Below are 16,024 nucleotides of genomic sequence, written 5' to 3'. Positions count from 1 at the left end.
AGAACGGGTAGTGCGCGAAGAGGTACGTCCAGTTCTTCAGGCCGTTGAAGGTGGGCGCGGTGAGCCGGCGGGTGCGGAGGCCGGCGGGGCGGCGGGCTCCGCGGTGGGCTTCCCGGACGGCTTCGCGGTGCCGGCGGCGGCAGCCGCGGCAGCGGCCGCCGCCGCCGTCGTGGTGCGCTCGGCACCGGCCAGCGGGACGGCCTGCTGGGTGGTGGCCTCGGCCCGGGCGGTGGACTCGGCGACGATCCGCCGCAGCTGGGCGCGGGTCGCCGAGGCGTCCAGGCGCCGGTCCGGGTCCTTCTCCAGCAGCCCCTCGATGACCGGCCGCAGCGGGCCGGCGTTGAGCGGCGGGGCGAGGTCCTCGGTCATCACGGCGGTGAGCGTGGCGAGCGCCGATCCGCGGTCGTACGGGGGCTTGCCCTCGACCATGGAGTAGAGCGTGCCGCCGAGCGACCACATGTCGGCCGGCGGGCCGGGCTTCCTGCCCTTGGCCCGCTCCGGCGAGATGTACGAGGGGGCGCCGACCAGCATGCCGGTGGAGGTGACGGAGGTGTCGCCCTCGACGCTCGCGATGCCGAAGTCGGTGAGCACCACCCGGCCGTCGTCGCCGATCAGCACGTTGGACGGCTTGACGTCGCGGTGCAGGATGCCGTGCTCGTGGGCGGCGCAGAGCACGCCCAGCACGTCGAGGGCGATCGCGGCGGCGCGGGCGGGCTCCAGCGGGCCGTCGTCCTTGATGACGTCGGCGAGGGAGCGGGACTCGACCAGCTCCATGACGATCCAGGGCCGCTCGTCCTCCTCGACCACGTCGAAGACGGTGACGGCGGCGGTGTGCCGGATCCGCGCGGTGGCCTTGGCCTCGCGCAGGGTCCGGACGATCAGGCGGTGCTTCTCGTCCTCGTCGACGGCGTCGGTCATCCGCAGTTCCTTGACCGCGACGATCCGGCCGAGCATCTCGTCCTCGGCCCGCCAGACCGTGCCCATCCCGCCACGGCCGAGGACGTCGTTCAAGCGGTACCGGCCGGCGAGCAGACGGCCGGTGGGCTCCTGCGGCTGCGTCATCGGTGCGCTCCCCCATGTGTTGCTGGCCGTGTGGTCATGACGGCGCGTCCGGCCGCAGCGGGCGGCGCACCCGGGGCCCAGAACGCCAAGTGCCCATCATCCCCTGTCGCTTCGGCCCGGGACCAATCGGCCCCACGCCCTTCGGACGGTCCGCGGCCGGCCCGCGTCCCGTTCGTGGCCGAAAAAGCACTGGCACGCGCGGATCGATCGTCCCATCGACTCGCACGCGTTCACGAATTCTCCCACTCCGGCGCACGATCACTCCACGTTGGATGCCGTGCTGACACACCGTCACCACGTCCCGGCGGCCGCCGGCCGGCACGCCGGAGCCCCCGGCCGGGGACGGCCGGGGGCTCCGGGGGCAGCAGCAGCGGCGGATCAGCCGTGCAGCGCCGGGTTGACGGTGACCTCGACCCGCTGGAACTCCTTGAGCTCCGAGTAGCCGGTGGTGGCCATGGCCCGGCGCAGCGCGCCGAAGAGGTTCATGGTGCCGTCCGGGGTGTGCGACGGGCCGGTGAGGATCTCCGCGATGGTGCCCACGGTGCCCAGGTCGACCTTCTTGCCGCGCGGGACGTCGTCGTGCACGGCCTCCATGCCCCAGTGGTGGCCCTTGCCGGGCGCGTCGGTGGCACGGGCCAGCGCCGCACCGATCATCACCGCGTCCGCGCCGCAGGCGACGGCCTTGGCGATGTCGCCGCTGTAGCCGACGCCGCCGTCCGCGATGACGTGCACGTAGCGGCCGCCGGACTCGTCCATGTAGTCGCGGCGGGCGGCGGCCACGTCGGCGACCGCGGTGGCCATGGGCACCTGGATGCCCAGCACGTTGCGGGTGGTGTGGGCGGCGCCGCCGCCGAAGCCGACCAGCACGCCGGCCGCGCCGGTGCGCATCAGGTGCAGCGCCGCGGTGTAGGTGGCGCAGCCGCCGACGATGACCGGCACGTCGAGCTCGTAGATGAACTGCTTGAGGTTGAGCGGCTCGGCGGCCGAGGAGACGTGCTCGGCGGAGACGGTCGTGCCGCGGATCACGAACACGTCCACACCGGCGTCGACGACGGCCTTGGAGAACTCGGCGGTGCGCTGCGGCGAGAGGGCGGCGGCGGTGACCACGCCGGAGTCGCGGACCTCCTTGATCCGCTGCCCGATCAGCTCGGCCTTGATCGGCTCGGCGTAGATCTCCTGCAGGCGGCGGGTGGCGTCGGCCTCGTCGGAGATGGCGGCGATCTCCTCCAGCAGCGGCTGCGGGTCCTCGTAGCGGGTCCAGAGGCCTTCGAGGTTGAGCACGCCGAGGCCGCCGAGCCTGCCGATGGCGATGGCCTGCTGGGGCGAGACCACGCTGTCCATCGGGGCCGCCAGGAAGGGCAGCTCGAAGCGGTAGGCGTCGATCTGCCAGGCGATCGAGACCTCCTTCGGGTCCCGCGTACGGCGGCTGGGGACGACGGCGATGTCGTCGAAGGCGTACGCCCGGCGGCCGCGCTTGCCTCGCCCGATCTCGATCTCAGTCACTTCGAGCCCTTCTGCTGCTGTGCATCTGCCGGCCGGGTCACCCCGGCCGCCCCCCAGTATCCCGCACCGGTCCCGGCGGCCGCCCCACCGTCCGCGACACGGGCATGCGCCAGGGGCGCGCGGGGAGACCTCCCCGCGCGCCCCTGGGGGTGCGGTCGTGCCGGTCGCTCAGCGGCTGCTGTAGTTGGGCGCCTCGACGGTCATCTGGATGTCGTGCGGGTGGCTCTCCTTGAGGCCGGCCGCGGTGATCCGGACGAACCGGCCCTTGCTCTCCATCTCGGCGACGGTGGCCGCGCCGACGTAGCCCATGGTCTGCCGCAGGCCGCCGACCAGCTGGTGCAGCACCGCCGACAGCGGGCCGCGGTAGGGCACCTGGCCCTCGATGCCCTCGGGCACGAGCTTGTCGTCCGAGGCGACCTCGGCCTGGAAGTAGCGGTCCTTGGAGTAGGAGCGGCCCTGGCCGCGGGACTGCATGGCGCCGAGCGAGCCCATGCCGCGGTAGGACTTGTACTGCTTGCCGTTGATGAACTGCAGCTCGCCGGGCGACTCCTCGCAGCCGGCCAGCAGCGAGCCGAGCATCACGGTGTCGGCACCGGCGGCGAGCGCCTTGCCGATGTCTCCGGAGTACTGCAGGCCGCCGTCGCCGATCACCGGCACGCCGGCCGCGCGGCAGGCGAGGGCGGCCTCGTAGATGGCGGTGATCTGCGGCACGCCGATGCCGGCGACCACGCGGGTGGTGCAGATGGAGCCGGGGCCGACGCCGACCTTGACGCCGTCGACACCGGCGTCGATCAGCGCCTGGGCGCCGTCACGGGTGGCGACGTTGCCGCCGATGACGTCGACCTTGACCGCCGCCTTGATCTTGGCGATCCAGGCGAGGGCGTTGTGGCTGTGGCCGTGCGAGGTGTCGACGACCAGGAAGTCGACGCCGGCGCCGACCAGGGCCTGGGCGCGGTCGAAGGCCTCGGCGGAGGCGCCGACGGCGGCGCCGACCAGCAGGCGGCCCTCGGAGTCCTTGGCGGCGTTCGGGTACTGCTCGGCCTTGACGAAGTCCTTGACCGTGATGAGGCCCTTGATCCGGCCGTCCTCGTCGACCAGGGGCAGCTTCTCGATCTTGTGGCGGCGGAGCAGCGCCATGGCGTCCTCGCCGGAGATGCCGACCTTGCCGGTGATCAGCGGCATCGGGGTCATGATCTCGCGGACCTGGCGGGTGCGGTCCGTCTCGAAGGCCATGTCGCGGTTGGTGACGATGCCCAGCAGGCGGCCCTCGGGGTCGGCCACCGGCACGCCGCTGATCCGGAACCGCGCGCAGAGGGCGTCGGCCTCGGCGAGGGTGGCCTCCGGGCCGACGGTGATCGGGTCGGCGACCATGCCGGACTCGGAGCGCTTGACGAGGTCGACCTGGCCGACCTGGTCCTCGATCGACAGGTTGCGGTGCAGCACGCCGACGCCGCCCTGGCGGGCCATGGCGATGGCCATCCGGGACTCGGTGACCTTGTCCATCGCCGCCGAGAGCAGCGGGATGTTCACCCGGACGTTGCGGGAGACCCGCGAGGAGGTGTCGACCTGGTTCGGCAGCACCTCGGAGGCCCCGGGCAGCAGCAGGACGTCGTCGTACGTGAGTCCGAGCATCGCGAACTTCTCGGGTACGCCTGCGGCGTTGTAAGACATTGTGTGGGGACCTTCCGTGGCGGCCGTTGATCTGATCGCTTCCGGCTGAGGGTGTCCGGAGCATTGGTCTCAGGAGGGCGGGGCGTCGGCCTGGGTCAGGACCGTCGCCGCACCCGCGCACACCGGCACGGGCGGACCGCCAAGACGCCGCAATGCTCGGAGGTTCCTCCAAGGGAACCCCGGTCGCACCCACGAAACTTTGGCGACCTGCCCAGGCGCCGATACCTCATGGTACTGGTGTCCGGAGTGTCGGTTGGCGCTCTCCTTGACAACGCAGAAGTCAGGAGGACTCTTCCGCGAGCGCGCGAAGTCGGCTGAGCGCACGGTGCTGGGCGACCCGGACGGCGCCCGGGGACATCCCGAGCACCTCGCCGGTCTCCTCCGCGGACAGCCCGGCGGCCACCCTCAGCAGCACGAGTTCGCGCTGGCGGGCCGGCAGGTTGGAGAGCAGTTCCTTGATCCAGGCGGCGTCGCTGCTGAGCAGGGCGCGCTCCTCCGGGCCGAGCGACTCGTCCGGGGTCTCCGGCAGGTCGTCGGGCGGGATCACGGTGGAACCGGGGCCGCGCATCGCGGCCCGCTGCAGGTCGGCGATCTTGTGCGCGGCGATGCCGTACACGAAGGCCTCGAACGGCCGGCCCTCGTCGCGGTAGCGCGGCAGTGCGCAGAGCACCGCCACGCAGACCTCCTGCACCACGTCGTCCACGTGGTGCCGGGCGCCGCCGGGCAGCCGGACGAGCCGGCCCCGGCAGTAGCGCAGCGCCAGCGGGTGGACGTAGGCGAGCAGGGCGTCCACGGCCGGGCCCTCGCCGGCGACGGCGGCCGCCACGACCTCGTTCAGCTGGGGCGACGCCCCGCTGCCGAGCACGGGCCGGCGCGGTGCACCGGTGTCCGCGTACGACGCATCGCCCGGACCGCTGGGCGGAGCCGGGTCGGGCCGGGCCTCGCCGGGGGCGCCGGCCTCGTCGTCACGCATCGGTCCATGGTGCCTGGTCGTTCCGGCGAACGCGGCACCGCGTCCGGAGTTGTGCATCGGAACGTTATGCGTGATCGCCGTACCCACCGCACCGCCTCCCGCCCCTGTGCCCGTCGTTCCTGCTGCGGCTGCACTCGTCTCCGCAGTACCCGTCCGCTGGTTCCCGAGGTGCTCCACTCCTCCATGGTGCAGCCTCGGGACCACGACGTCACACGTCCGGGCCCGGGGAGCCGCGGCGCGGCCGCCCCGTCAGCGGACCAGGCCCCAGCGGAAGCCGAGCGCCACGGCGTGCGCGCGGTCCGACGCGCCGAGCTTCTTGAACAGGCGCCGGGCGTGCGTCTTGACCGTGTCCTCGGAGAGGAACAGCTCGCGGCCGATCTCCGCGTTGCTCCGGCCGTGGCTCATGCCCTCCAGCACCTGGATCTCACGGGCCGTCAGCGTCGGCGCCGCCCCCATGTCGGGGCTGCGCAGCCGACGCGGCGCGAGCCGCCACGTCGGGTCCGCGAGCGCCTGGGTGACGGTGGCCCGCAGTTCGGCGCGCGAGGCGTCCTTGTGCAGGTAGCCGCGGGCGCCGGCGGCGACCGCGAGCGCCACGCCGTCCAGGTCCTCGGCGACGGTGAGCATGATGATGCGGGCGCCCGGGTCGGCGGACAGCAGCCGCCGGACCGTCTCCACCCCGCCGAGGCCGGGCATCCGGACGTCCATCAGAACGAGATCGGAGCGGTCGGCCACCCAGCGGCGGAGGACCTCCTCACCGTTCGTCGCAGTGGTCACCCGGTCGACGCCGGGCACGGTCGCGACCGCTCGGCGAAGCGCCTCCCGGGCGAGCGGGGAATCGTCGCAGACGAGTACGGATGTCATGACCGTCCTCCGCAGCTGATCCGCGTCACGTTGAGCCTCCTGGCTGGTACGAAACCTCTCCGACACGGCCGACTGGCGACGGACCCCGTTCTGATCGCCGATGCCACCGCGATCGTTCCCGACGTCCAGCGCTTGCTAACCGCCTCCGTACATCCAACGACCGTCACTCGAATGAGTTACGGCCTTCGGGGCCATCGCCACCACTGTACGTGGCCGACCCATCACGGATCATGCGCCTCGCGGTGCACACGCCGCAGATTCGTGCAGCGGACGCGCGGTCCGCATGGCGCGCGCACCCGACGTCCCGGGCCCGTACCCGGGGACGACCGGCGCACTGCCACCCGATTGCCACGCGGAGCCTGACCACCACCATGCCCCGTTTGTCCGTTTTTATAGCTTCTATACGGTCATTGACTGTTGTGTCGGTGTGTGGGTGACTTGTCCTGTTGGGAGCCGTAAGTCATATTTCCAGGTGTCCGTACCGGCCCCGAGCAGCCTCGCCGCAGCGGGCGGGCCCCGAGACCTTTTTGCAACCGCGTCGATCCGAGCCCGAGTCCTGAGTCATTGAAGGGAATGAGCCATGGCAGATTTCTCCCGCCTCCCCGGCCCCAACGCAGACCTCTGGGACTGGCAGCTCTCCGCCGCCTGCCGCGGCGTCGACAGTTCTCTCTTCTTCCACCCCGAGGGCGAGCGCGGGGCCGCGCGCAGCTCGCGCGAGGCCAGTGCCAAGGAGGTCTGCATGCGGTGCCCCGTGCGGGCCGAGTGCGCGGCACACGCCCTGGCCGTCCGGGAGCCGTACGGCGTGTGGGGCGGACTGACCGAGGACGAGCGCGAGGAGCTGCTGGGCCGCTCGCGGAACAGGCAGCTGGCCGAGGTGCCGCTGGCGATGCCGGCGAACGTCCGGCAGTGACGCGCGGCCAGGGCTCGGCGCAGCGGGATCCGGCCGGACCGGCCATGAAGAAACGTTTCAGCGGCGACCAGGACGGACGGCCGTCGACCGATCAGCGGGCGGCGGCCGCTGCCGCCAGCTGATCCAGCATCAGCCCCACCGCGGGCACCCCCGCCAGGTCCGGCAGGGTCAGCGCGACCACCTCCCGGCGCACCGGCTCGCCCGCGGCCGTCTCCAGCGGCACCACCGCCACCCCGTCGCGCCGCACCGCGTCCAGCGCCATGCCCGGCAGCACCGCCACCCCCAGCCCGGCCGCCACCAGGCCCACCACCGCGGGGTAGTCGTCGGTCGCGAAGTCGATCCGGGGCTGGAAGCCGGCACCCGCGCACAGCTCCACCAGGTGGCCCCGGCACTGCGGACAGCCCGCGATCCACTGCTCGTCCGCCAGCTCGCCCACCCCCACCGGGACGCCGTCCCGGCCCGCGAGCCGGTGCCCGGCCGGCACCAGCACCACCATCGGGTCGTCCAGCAGCGGCTGCACCACCAGGTCGGACCAGTCGGTCGCGGCCGCGGACGCCGCGGCCTCCAGCGCCGCCTCGGCCCTGGCCTCGCGGGCCGAGGCGTGCGGGGACGGCACCACCGCGGCACCGCCCTGCGAGTCCGGGTAGCGGAACGCCAGCGCCACCTCGCACTCCCCCGCCCGCACCATCGCCGGGGACTCCGGCGGCTCGGCCTCGACCAGCGACACGCGCATGCCCGGGCGCGCCGCCCGGAGCTGGGCCACCGCCTTCGGCACCAGCGTGGAGCTCGCCGTCGGGAAGGACACCAGGCGCACCCGGCCCGAGCGGAGGCCGGCGATCGCCGCGACCTCCTCCTCCGCGGCGGACAGGCCCGCCAGGATGCCGGAGGCGTGCTTCAGCAGCACCTCGCCGGCCTCGCTGAGCTGCATGCCCTTGCCGGAGCGGACCACCAGCGGGGTGGCCACCGACTTCTCCAGGGCCTTCATCTGCTGGCTCACGGCGGGCTGGGTGCAGCCCAGCTCGCGCGCGGCGGCGGAGAAGGAACCGGTGCGGGCGACAGCGCGGAGCACTCGGAGGTGGCGGGCCTCGATCATGGCTCAGTTATAAGCCACCCTTTGACCCCGCCGGAAGCGAACGGATCACCCAGGACGGGCTCCCCCGACGCCGGGGGAATCCCCCGCAGGCGCGCGGCGCACTGCGCGAGGCGCAGGGGCAGCATCCCCGCCGCTTCCCCCGTGTGGCGCCACGGCCCCGGCGGGGATGCCCGGGTACGGGTCCTCGCCCCTTCGCGCGGTCCTCCTGCGGCCCCGGCCGGCATGCCCCCGCGCGCCCGTGCTGTCCTTGCCCGTCCGCGCTGGGTGGGCCCGTCCCGGATCGCACAGTTCCCCGCGCCCCTGAGGGGTCGCTCTTCCCGGGAACGCCGGAGGCCCGGCTCCTCCCGCCGGGTGGGCGGGAGGAGCCGGGCCTCCGGGGAGCGACTCGCGTCAGTGGGAGTGGCCGTGGCCGCCGTGCGAGTGGCCGTGACCGTTGTCGGCCTCCTCCTCCTTCTTCTCCACCACGAGGGTCTCGGTGGTGAGGAGCAGGGAGGCGATGGAGGCGGCGTTCTCCAGGGCCGAGCGGGTGACCTTGACCGGGTCGATGACGCCGGCCTTCACCAGGTCGCCGTACTCGCCGGTGGCGGCGTTGTAGCCGTGGCCGGTCTCCAGGTCGGCGACCTTGGAGGTGATGACGTAGCCCTCCAGGCCGGCGTTCTGGGCGATCCAGCGCAGCGGCTCGGCCAGGGCCTTGCGGACGACCGCGACACCGGTGGCCTCGTCGCCGGACAGGCCCAGGCCGCCGTCGAGGACCTTGGCGGCGTGCACGAGGGAGGCGCCGCCACCGGCGACGATGCCCTCCTCGACCGCGGCGCGGGTCGCCGAGATGGCGTCCTCGAGGCGGTGCTTGCGCTCCTTCAGCTCCACCTCGGTGGCGGCGCCGACCTTGATGACGCAGACGCCGCCGGCCAGCTTGGCCAGGCGCTCCTGCAGCTTCTCGCGGTCCCAGTCGGAGTCGGTGGAGGCGATCTCGGCCTTGATCTGGCCGACGCGGCCGGCCACGGCCTCGGAGTCGCCGGCACCGTCGACGAGGATGGTCTCGTCCTTGGTGACGGTGATGCGGCGGGCGGTGCCGAGCACGTCAAGGCCGGCCTGGTCGAGCTTGAGGCCGACCTCCTCGGAGATGACGGTCGCGCCGGTGAGGACGGCGATGTCGCCGAGGATCGCCTTGCGGCGGTCGCCGAAGCCGGGGGCCTTGACGGCCACCGCGTTGAAGGTGCCGCGGATCTTGTTGACCACCAGGGTGGACAGCGCCTCGCCGTCGACGTCCTCGGCGATGATCAGCAGCGGGCGGGAGCCGCCCTGCAGGATCTTCTCCAGCAGCGGCAGGAGCTCCTGGATGGAGGAGATCTTGCCCTGGTTGATCAGGATGTACGGGTCGTCGAGGACCGCCTCCTGGCGCTCCGCGTCGGTCACGAAGTACGGCGACAGGTAGCCCTTGTCGAACTGCATGCCCTCGGTGAACTCGAGCTCGACGCCGAAGGTGTTGGACTCCTCGACGGTGATGACACCGTCCTTGCCGACCTTGTCGATCGCCTCGGCGATGAGCTCGCCGACCTGGGTGTCCTGGGCGGAGAGGGACGCGACGGCGGCGACGTCGTCCTTGCCCTCGATCTCGCGGGCCACCGAGAGCAGGTGCTCGGAGACGGCGGCGACGGCCTTGTCGATGCCCTTCTTCAGGGCGGCCGGGCCGGCGCCGGCGGCGACGTTGCGCAGGCCCTCGTTGACCAGGGCCTGGGCGAGCACGGTGGCGGTGGTGGTGCCGTCGCCCGCGACGTCGTTGGTCTTGGTGGCGACCTCCTTGACCAGCTGCGCGCCGAGGTTCTCGTACGGGTCGTCGAGCTCGACCTCGCGGGCGATGGTCACACCGTCGTTGGTGATGGTGGGGGCGCCGAACTTCTTGTCGATGACGACGTTGCGGCCCTTGGGGCCGATGGTCACCTTGACCGTGTCGGCCAGCTTGTTGACACCGCGCTCCAGCGAGCGGCGGGCGTCCTCGTCGAACTGCAGGATCTTCGCCATGTTCCCGTTTCCTCAGGGTCTTACGGTATGGACCAACAAGCACGCCCCGGCCCGGGTCAGTGCTGACGCGGTTCCGGGGCGGGCCGTTACGGCTTACTTCTCGATGATGGCGAGAACGTCGCGGGCCGAGAGGACGAGGTACTCCTCGCCCTGGTACTTGACCTCGGTGCCGCCGTACTTGGAGTACAGGACGATGTCACCGACGGCGACGTCGAGCGGCAGGCGCTGGCCGTCCTCGAAGCGGCCCGGGCCGACGGCCAGGACGACGCCCTCCTGGGGCTTCTCCTTGGCGGTGTCCGGGATAACCAGGCCGGAGGCCGTGGTGGTCTCGGCGTCGAGCGGCTGGACCACGATGCGGTCCTCGAGCGGCTTGATGGCAACCTTGCTGCTGGTGGTCACGTCCGAGCTCCCCTTCGGAGATTACGGGGTTGTCTAACAGGGAAGGGCGATGTCCGCAGGCCTGCCGTCGCGGGGGTCAGGCGCGCTCCGTCGCGTTGGCACTCCCCCGGGGGGAGTGCCAGGAACGACCATAGGCCGCCGTTAGCACTCAGTCAACCAGAGTGCCAACGCCAGTCGCCCGGTGTCCCCGGGTGCGGGTGAGTAGTCGTACTCATGTGCGGCACCGGCGCGGCTGGGACGATGGCTGCATGACCGCGATCCGACCCTCCGTCACCCGGGACCTCCTGCACACCGCCTGGCTGCTCGCCGTCGAGACGGCGCTCGGCACCGGAGCGGTGTACGCCCTGATCGTCCTGCTGTTCGCGCTGGCCACCCCGGACAGCGGCATCGGCGTGGTGGCGGCGTGCATCGGCGTGTTGGCCGCCGCGGTGGCCGTGCCGCTCACCGCGATCGCGGTGAGCGTGCGCCGCGGGTACCGGATCGCACCGGTGGCCCTGGTGGTCGTCGGACCGGCGCTGGTCGCCGGCGCGCTGTCCGTGCTCGGCCACTGAGCGGCGGCCGCGCCCCGGACCCGGCGGGACCCGGCGGGACCCGGGGAGACCCGGGGAGACCCGGGAGAGAATGACCGGGTGGAGATCGAATCGTTCCGGGCGCTGCTGACCGACGAGGGGCGGGCGCTGCTCGCCGAACTGCGGGAGTTCACCCCCGACCGGGAGCTGGCGCTGGCCACCCGGCTGCGCCGGGACCACCCGGCGGAGCTGGTGCGGGCCGCCTTCGAGCAGGCACGGCTGCGGCAGCGCGCGCGGGCCAAGTTCGGCGCGGACGCCGACCTCATGTTCTTCACCCCGGACGGCGTCGAGCAGGCCACCCGGCGCAGCGTCGCCGAGTGGCGGGCGGCCCGGTTCGCGGGTCTGGGCGTGCGGCGGCTGGCGGACCTGTGCTGCGGCATCGGCGGGGACGCGATCGCGCTGGCCCGGGCCGGGGTGTCGGTGCTGGCGGTGGACCGGGATCCGCTGACCTGCGCGGTGGCCGCGGCCAACGCGGCGGCGCTCGGCCTCGCCGGGCTGGTGGAGGTGCGCTGCGCGGACGTCACCGAGGTGGACACCGACGGCTTCGACGCGGTGTTCACCGATCCGGCGCGGCGCACCGCGCGCGGGCGGGTCTTCGACCCGGAGGCCTACTCCCCGCCGCTGTCCTGGGCGCTGGAGGCGGCGCGGCGGACGCCGTTCGGGGCGCTGAAGGTCGCCCCGGGGATCCCGCACGAGCTGGTGCCGGAGGGCGCGGAGGCGGAGTGGGTCTCCGACCACGGCGAGGTGAAGGAGGCGGTGATCTGGTTCGGCACCGGGGCGGCGGCGCCGTACCGGGCGACGGTGCTGCCGGGTGGCGGCAGCCTCTCGGGCACCGGTGACCGGGCCGGGGCCGGCCCGGTCGGCCGCTACCTGTACGAGCCGGACGGCGCGGTGATCCGGGCCGGCCTGGTGGCGGACGTGGCGCGCAGCGTGGGCGGCCGGCTGGTCGACCCGCAGATCGCGTACGTGACGGCGGACGAGCTGGTGCCGACCCCCTTCGCCCACGCGTACGAGATCGGCGAGGTGCAGCCGTACAACGTGAAGCGGCTGAAGGCGCTGCTGCGCGAGCGCGGCGCCGGCACGGTCGTGATCAAGAAGCGCGGGATCGCCATCACCCCGGAGGAGCTGCGCCGGCAGTTGAAGCCGAGCGGCCCGCACGAGGTGACGGTGATCCTGAGCCGGACGGACGACGGCCCGCTGATGATGCTGGGTCAGCCGGCCGCGATGTAGTCCTCCAGGCGGCCGACGGCGAAGCCCTGCTCCTGGATGCGGGCCAGCAGTTCGCCGAACATCGTGGTCATCGTCTCGCCCTTGAGGTCCTTGGGGCCGCGGAAGTGGGCGAGGATGATGTCGCCGGGGCGGAGCTTCTTGTCGGCGGCCTGGTACTGCATGTCGTGGATCTGCATGGACTCGCGCCAGAGCACCACGGCGCGCGGGCCGCAGGCGCGGACGGCTGCGCCCAGCGACGGGGTGTGCGCGCCGTCGCCGTACGGCGGGCGGAAGAGCGTCGGGGCGGTGCCGTACTGCTCGGTGAGCGCGGTCTGGGCCTCGCAGACCTCGGACTTCTGGCGCTCGGGCGAGAGCCGGCTCATCGCGGGGTGGTCGACGGAGTGGTTGTGGATGCGGTTGCCGAGGGCCTGCAGCGGCTTGAAGTAGCCGTAGTCGCCGCGGACGATGTCCCGGGTCAGGAACATCGAGAACGGCACCTTGAGGTCGGTGGCCATCTCGACGAACTTCGGGTCCTTCTCGGCGCCGTCGTCGATGGTGATGAAGACGACCTTGTCGGTGGTCCGCACCTCGCTGAAGACCGGGACGGGCCCGGTGGCGGTCAGCTTGACCGGCTTGTCGGCGGGGGCGGCCGGGGCCGCGGGCAGCGGCTTGAGGCCCCACTTGGCCCACGCGGCCGGCCGGTCCTGGGCGGCGGGCGCGGCCGCGGCGGTGGTGCCGGGTGCGGAGGAGGCGGGCCGTGAGGGCGGCGCCTGGGCCCCCCGGTGCTGTGCGCCGCTGCCGCAGGCGGTGAGTGCCACCAGCAGGACGGCCGCCCCCGCGGCACAGGACATGGACCTCTTCGGCAACGTGCGCTCCCCCCACCCGGCCCGGCGGCGGTGCGCACCGGGTCCAGCGTTCTCTCAGGAGGGCACGCTACTCGACGTGCGCACGGGTGAACGACCAGCGGTGGACGGGTCGCGCGGTCAACCCGTCCGGCGGATCGGGGAGGTGCGCCGGCTCGCCCGTCCACCAGGTGATGAGCAGCACCCGGTCGCCCTCGGCAGTGAGCAGTTCGAGGCGCTCGGGGGCGGCGGCGCGCAGGCCGGGCAGCACCTCCTCGCGCACCCACCGCTCCAGTTCGGCGGCCCGCCCCTCGGCGGCGCGGGCCTCCCACATGAGGGCGCGGGTCACCGCAGCGACTCGTGCGCGTGCGCGTGGAACTCGGTGTGCGGGACGTGCACCTCGGTGACCGGCAGCGAGGAGTCCGCGGACAGGTCGAAGGCGGAGGGGGTGCGGCCCCGGCGGACCATCTCGGAGCCGAGCGCGGCGACCATGGCGCCGTTGTCGGTGCACAGGCCCGGGCGGGGCACCCGCAGCACGATGCCGGCCCGGTCGCAGCGCTGCTGGGCCATCTCCCGCAGCCGGGAGTTGGCGGCGACGCCGCCGCCGATCATGAGGTGGTCGACGCCGTTGTCCTTGCAGGCGCGGACGGCCTTGCGGGTGAGCACGTCGGTGACGGCCTCCTGGAAGGACGCGGCGACGTCGGCGACCGGGACCTCCTCACCGGCCCGGCGCTTCGCCTCGACCCAGCGGGCGACGGCGGTCTTCAGACCGGAGAAGGAGAAGTCGTAGGCGGGGTCGTTCGAGGCGCTGAGGCCGCGCGGGAAGGCGATGGCCTTCCCGTCGCCGTCGCGGGCGGTGCGGTCGACGTGCGGGCCGCCGGGGAAGCCGAGGCCGAGCACCCGGGCGACCTTGTCGAAGGCCTCGCCGGCGGCGTCGTCGATGGTGGCGCCGAGCGGTCGGACGTCGCTGGTGATGTCGGAGGAGAGCAGCAGCGAGGAGTGGCCGCCGGAGACCAGCAGCGCCATGGTCGGCTCGGGCAGCCGGCCGTGCTCCAGCTGGTCGACGCAGATGTGCGAGGCGAGGTGGTTGACGCCGTACAGCGGCTTGTCGAGGGCCCAGGCGTAGGCCTTGGCGGCGGAGACGCCGACGAGCAGGGCGCCGGCGAGGCCGGGGCCGGCGGTGACGGCGATGCCGTCGAGGTCGGTGGCCTTGATCCCGGCGGTGTCGAGGGCCCGCTGGATGGTCGGGACCATCGCCTCCAGGTGGGCGCGGCTGGCGATCTCGGGGACGACGCCGCCGTAGCGGGCGTGGTCGTTGACGCTGGAGGCGACCGCGTCGGCGAGCAGGGTGGTGCCGTGGACGATGCCGACGCCGGTCTCGTCGCAGGAGGTCTCGATGCCGAGGACGAGCGGTTCGTCAGCCATTCTTCGGGTCCTTCGAATCGTGCGTGGGATGGTCGAGGCGCATGACGAGCGCGTCGACGTTCGCGGGCTGGTAGTAGCCGCGGCGGACGCCGACCGGCTGGAAGCCGAACCGCTCGTACAGCCGCTGGGCGCGCAGGTTGTCGACCCGGACCTCCAGCAGCAGTTCGGCGCAGCCGCGGCGGGCGGACTCCTCGACGAGGTCGGTGAGCAGCGCGGTGCCGAGGCCGGCGCCCTGCAGGCGCTCGTCGACGGCGATGGTCTGGACGTCGCCCTCGGTGCCGACGGCCATCAGGCCGGCGTAGCCGACGATGCGGTCGTCCTCGGTGGTGGCGACGGTGTAGTGGCGGGTGCCGCCGGGGTGGGCCTCGGCCAGTTCGGACCAGTACATGGCGGGCGACCAGGCGTCCTCGGGGAACAGCCGCAGTTCGAGGTCCATGACCGGTTCGATGTCCCACCACCGCATCGGGCGGAGGATCACGTCCATCCCACGCCCCTCTCCGCGGCGGGCCGGCGGGTCATGCGGGGAGCACCGCCTTGTACCCGGCCGGGACCTGGGCGTCGGGGCGGCGCAGGTAGAGCGGGGCGTTGGGCAGCAGGTCGCGGCCGGCGGCGAGTTCGGCGGCGGCGAAGTCGGCGAGGGCGCCGGCCGAGACGTGCTCGGGGCCGGTCGCGCCGGGGAAGGTCTCGGGGTAGAGCAGGGCGCCGGCGCCGACCGAGCGCTGCGGCGGGGTCAGGTCGCCGGGGCGGTCGACGGCGGGGCCCTCCGTCCGGGTGCCGTCCTCGTCGTAGGCGGCCCAGTAGACCTCCTTGCGGCGGGCGTCGGTGGCGGCGGTGAACGGGCCGGTCAGCCCCTCGCGGCGGGCCTGGTGGGCGATCGCGTCGAGGGTGCAGACGCCGTGCACGGGCAGGCCGAGCGCGTGGCCGAGGGCGGCGGCGGTGACCAGGCCGACCCGCAGGCCGGTGTACGGGCCGGGGCCCACGCCGACCGCGATCGCGGTGAGCTCGCGCTTGTCGACGCCGGCGGTGCGCAGCACGTCGCCGATGGTGGGCAGGAGCAGCTCGCCGTGCCGTCTGGCATCGACCTCGTAGGACTCGGCGAGGACGGCCGTGCCGTCGTGGACGGCGGCGGTGACGGCGGGGGTTGCGGTGTCGAACGCGAGCAGCAGCACGGCATCAAGGTTAGAGGGTCGGCCGGGGCCGTCGCCCCGGCGGTGCGGGGTGGACGGCCGCGGCGGTATCTGCGGCGGCGGCCGGGGGTGGGAACACACCATCGGATCGCGCCATCGGGCGGGCGCGGACCTGGCACGATGGGGCGGACACGGGCAGCGAGCGGTGGGAGCGTGCGTGGTGAGGACGGTTCCGGGCCTGGTGGTCGCCGGGCTGACGGCGGGGGCCGTGGCGGTGGTGGCGCTCCTGGCCGTCCAGGCGGAGGGGGCGCAGTCGCGGGCCGAGGAGGCCCGGGCGGCGGCCGGCGCGACCGCCGAC

General features: G+C 73.4%; 15 protein-coding genes and 1 pseudogene. 3 read left to right on the top strand and 13 right to left on the bottom strand.

The features are described 5' to 3' along the window. Positions 1-45 precede the first annotated feature (45 nt). From ABZ641_RS11840 to ABZ641_RS11820, 5 genes and pseudogenes are all read right to left on the bottom strand, one after another. Positions 46-1,062: pseudogene (locus ABZ641_RS11840) on the bottom strand (serine/threonine-protein kinase); the annotation flags it as partial. 378 nt (positions 1,063-1,440) lie between these two features. Further along, complete coding sequence (locus ABZ641_RS11835; RefSeq protein WP_344621511.1) at positions 1,441-2,565, bottom strand: GuaB3 family IMP dehydrogenase-related protein; 1,125 nt, start codon at positions 2,563-2,565, stop codon at positions 1,441-1,443. Positions 2,566-2,733: 168 nt separating this feature from the next. Continuing rightward, positions 2,734-4,236 (bottom strand): IMP dehydrogenase, encoded by a 1,503-nt coding sequence (gene guaB / locus ABZ641_RS11830; protein ID WP_344621510.1) that lies wholly within the window; start codon positions 4,234-4,236, stop codon positions 2,734-2,736. A 280-nt stretch (positions 4,237-4,516) separates the two neighbouring features. Beyond that, entirely contained in the window at positions 4,517-5,209 is a 693-nt protein-coding gene (gene shbA / locus ABZ641_RS11825) for an RNA polymerase sigma factor ShbA (protein ID WP_344621509.1), read from the bottom strand. A gap of 249 nt (positions 5,210-5,458) precedes the next feature. Continuing rightward, complete coding sequence (locus ABZ641_RS11820) at positions 5,459-6,070, bottom strand: response regulator transcription factor (protein ID WP_014136228.1); 612 nt, start codon at positions 6,068-6,070, stop codon at positions 5,459-5,461. 580 nt (positions 6,071-6,650) lie between these two features. Here ABZ641_RS11820 and ABZ641_RS11815 point away from each other — a divergent pair. After that, positions 6,651-6,980, top strand: a complete 330-nt coding sequence (locus ABZ641_RS11815; protein ID WP_030263366.1) for a WhiB family transcriptional regulator — start codon at positions 6,651-6,653, stop codon at positions 6,978-6,980. A 91-nt stretch (positions 6,981-7,071) separates the two neighbouring features. Here ABZ641_RS11815 and ABZ641_RS11810 read toward each other — a convergent pair whose 3' ends face one another. From ABZ641_RS11810 to groES, 3 genes are all read right to left on the bottom strand, one after another. Next, positions 7,072-8,073 carry a LysR family transcriptional regulator gene (locus ABZ641_RS11810; RefSeq protein WP_344621508.1) on the bottom strand — a complete coding sequence of 334 codons (1,002 nt, stop codon included), beginning with the start codon at positions 8,071-8,073 and terminating at the stop codon, positions 7,072-7,074. A gap of 390 nt (positions 8,074-8,463) precedes the next feature. Then, positions 8,464-10,095 carry a chaperonin GroEL gene (gene groL, locus ABZ641_RS11805; protein ID WP_263104981.1) on the bottom strand — a complete coding sequence of 544 codons (1,632 nt, stop codon included), beginning with the start codon at positions 10,093-10,095 and terminating at the stop codon, positions 8,464-8,466. Positions 10,096-10,188: 93 nt separating this feature from the next. Next, positions 10,189-10,494, bottom strand: coding sequence for a co-chaperone GroES (groES, locus tag ABZ641_RS11800; protein ID WP_014136232.1), 306 nt, complete (start codon positions 10,492-10,494; stop codon positions 10,189-10,191). 248 nt (positions 10,495-10,742) lie between these two features. On the opposite strand from groES, the gene ABZ641_RS11795 reads away from it, so the two are divergent. Then, entirely contained in the window at positions 10,743-11,045 is a 303-nt protein-coding gene (locus ABZ641_RS11795) for a hypothetical protein (RefSeq protein WP_344621507.1), read from the top strand. 78 nt (positions 11,046-11,123) lie between these two features. Then, the gene (locus ABZ641_RS11790) at positions 11,124-12,293 is read left to right on the top strand and encodes a class I SAM-dependent methyltransferase (protein ID WP_359981047.1); all 1,170 of its coding nucleotides are present in this window, start codon (positions 11,124-11,126) and stop codon (positions 12,291-12,293) included. Here ABZ641_RS11790 and ABZ641_RS11785 read toward each other — a convergent pair. The 5 genes from ABZ641_RS11785 to tsaB all read right to left on the bottom strand — a co-directional run bounded on the left by ABZ641_RS11785 (position 12,275) and on the right by tsaB (position 15,708). Further along, positions 12,275-13,123 carry a polysaccharide deacetylase family protein gene (locus tag ABZ641_RS11785; RefSeq protein WP_344621505.1) on the bottom strand — a complete coding sequence of 283 codons (849 nt, stop codon included), beginning with the start codon at positions 13,121-13,123 and terminating at the stop codon, positions 12,275-12,277. The two genes, ABZ641_RS11790 and ABZ641_RS11785, sit on opposite strands and share 19 nt — an antisense overlap. A gap of 82 nt (positions 13,124-13,205) precedes the next feature. Beyond that, positions 13,206-13,463, bottom strand: a complete 258-nt coding sequence (locus tag ABZ641_RS11780; protein ID WP_359981045.1) for a hypothetical protein — start codon at positions 13,461-13,463, stop codon at positions 13,206-13,208. Further along, complete coding sequence (tsaD, locus tag ABZ641_RS11775) at positions 13,460-14,539, bottom strand: tRNA (adenosine(37)-N6)-threonylcarbamoyltransferase complex transferase subunit TsaD (protein ID WP_359981043.1); 1,080 nt, start codon at positions 14,537-14,539, stop codon at positions 13,460-13,462. The genes ABZ641_RS11780 and tsaD overlap by 4 nt, the downstream gene beginning before the upstream one ends. Then, entirely contained in the window at positions 14,532-15,023 is a 492-nt protein-coding gene (rimI, locus tag ABZ641_RS11770; protein WP_344621502.1) for a ribosomal protein S18-alanine N-acetyltransferase, read from the bottom strand. Before rimI ends, tsaD begins: the two co-directional genes overlap by 8 nt. Positions 15,024-15,054: 31 nt before the next feature. Beyond that, positions 15,055-15,708, bottom strand: coding sequence for a tRNA (adenosine(37)-N6)-threonylcarbamoyltransferase complex dimerization subunit type 1 TsaB (tsaB, locus tag ABZ641_RS11765; protein ID WP_344621501.1), 654 nt, complete (start codon positions 15,706-15,708; stop codon positions 15,055-15,057). Positions 15,709-16,024 lie beyond the last annotated feature (316 nt).

It is taken from the genome of Kitasatospora sp. NPDC007106 (assembly GCF_040634455.1).
Taxonomy (GTDB): Bacteria; Actinomycetota; Actinomycetes; order Streptomycetales; family Streptomycetaceae; genus Kitasatospora; species Kitasatospora arboriphila.
This window is presented reverse-complemented; position numbering and strand designations above follow the sequence as displayed.

Excerpts from the sequence above, each read along its gene's own strand:
- ABZ641_RS11810 (WP_344621508.1), bottom strand. The coding sequence starts at position 8,073 with ATGATCGAGGCCCGCCACCTCCGAGTGCTCCGCGCTGTCGCCCGCACC.
- ABZ641_RS11820 (WP_014136228.1), bottom strand. The coding sequence starts at position 6,070 with ATGACATCCGTACTCGTCTGCGACGATTCCCCGCTCGCCCGGGAGGCG.
- shbA (WP_344621509.1), bottom strand. The coding sequence starts at position 5,209 with ATGCGTGACGACGAGGCCGGCGCCCCCGGCGAGGCCCGGCCCGACCCG.
- ABZ641_RS11785 (WP_344621505.1), bottom strand. The coding sequence starts at position 13,123 with ATGTCCTGTGCCGCGGGGGCGGCCGTCCTGCTGGTGGCACTCACCGCC.
- tsaD (WP_359981043.1), bottom strand. The coding sequence starts at position 14,539 with ATGGCTGACGAACCGCTCGTCCTCGGCATCGAGACCTCCTGCGACGAG.
- groL (WP_263104981.1), bottom strand. The coding sequence starts at position 10,095 with ATGGCGAAGATCCTGCAGTTCGACGAGGACGCCCGCCGCTCGCTGGAG.
- rimI (WP_344621502.1), bottom strand. The coding sequence starts at position 15,023 with ATGGACGTGATCCTCCGCCCGATGCGGTGGTGGGACATCGAACCGGTC.
- ABZ641_RS11795 (WP_344621507.1), top strand. The coding sequence starts at position 10,743 with ATGACCGCGATCCGACCCTCCGTCACCCGGGACCTCCTGCACACCGCC.
- ABZ641_RS11815 (WP_030263366.1), top strand. The coding sequence starts at position 6,651 with ATGGCAGATTTCTCCCGCCTCCCCGGCCCCAACGCAGACCTCTGGGAC.
- guaB (WP_344621510.1), bottom strand. The coding sequence starts at position 4,236 with ATGTCTTACAACGCCGCAGGCGTACCCGAGAAGTTCGCGATGCTCGGA.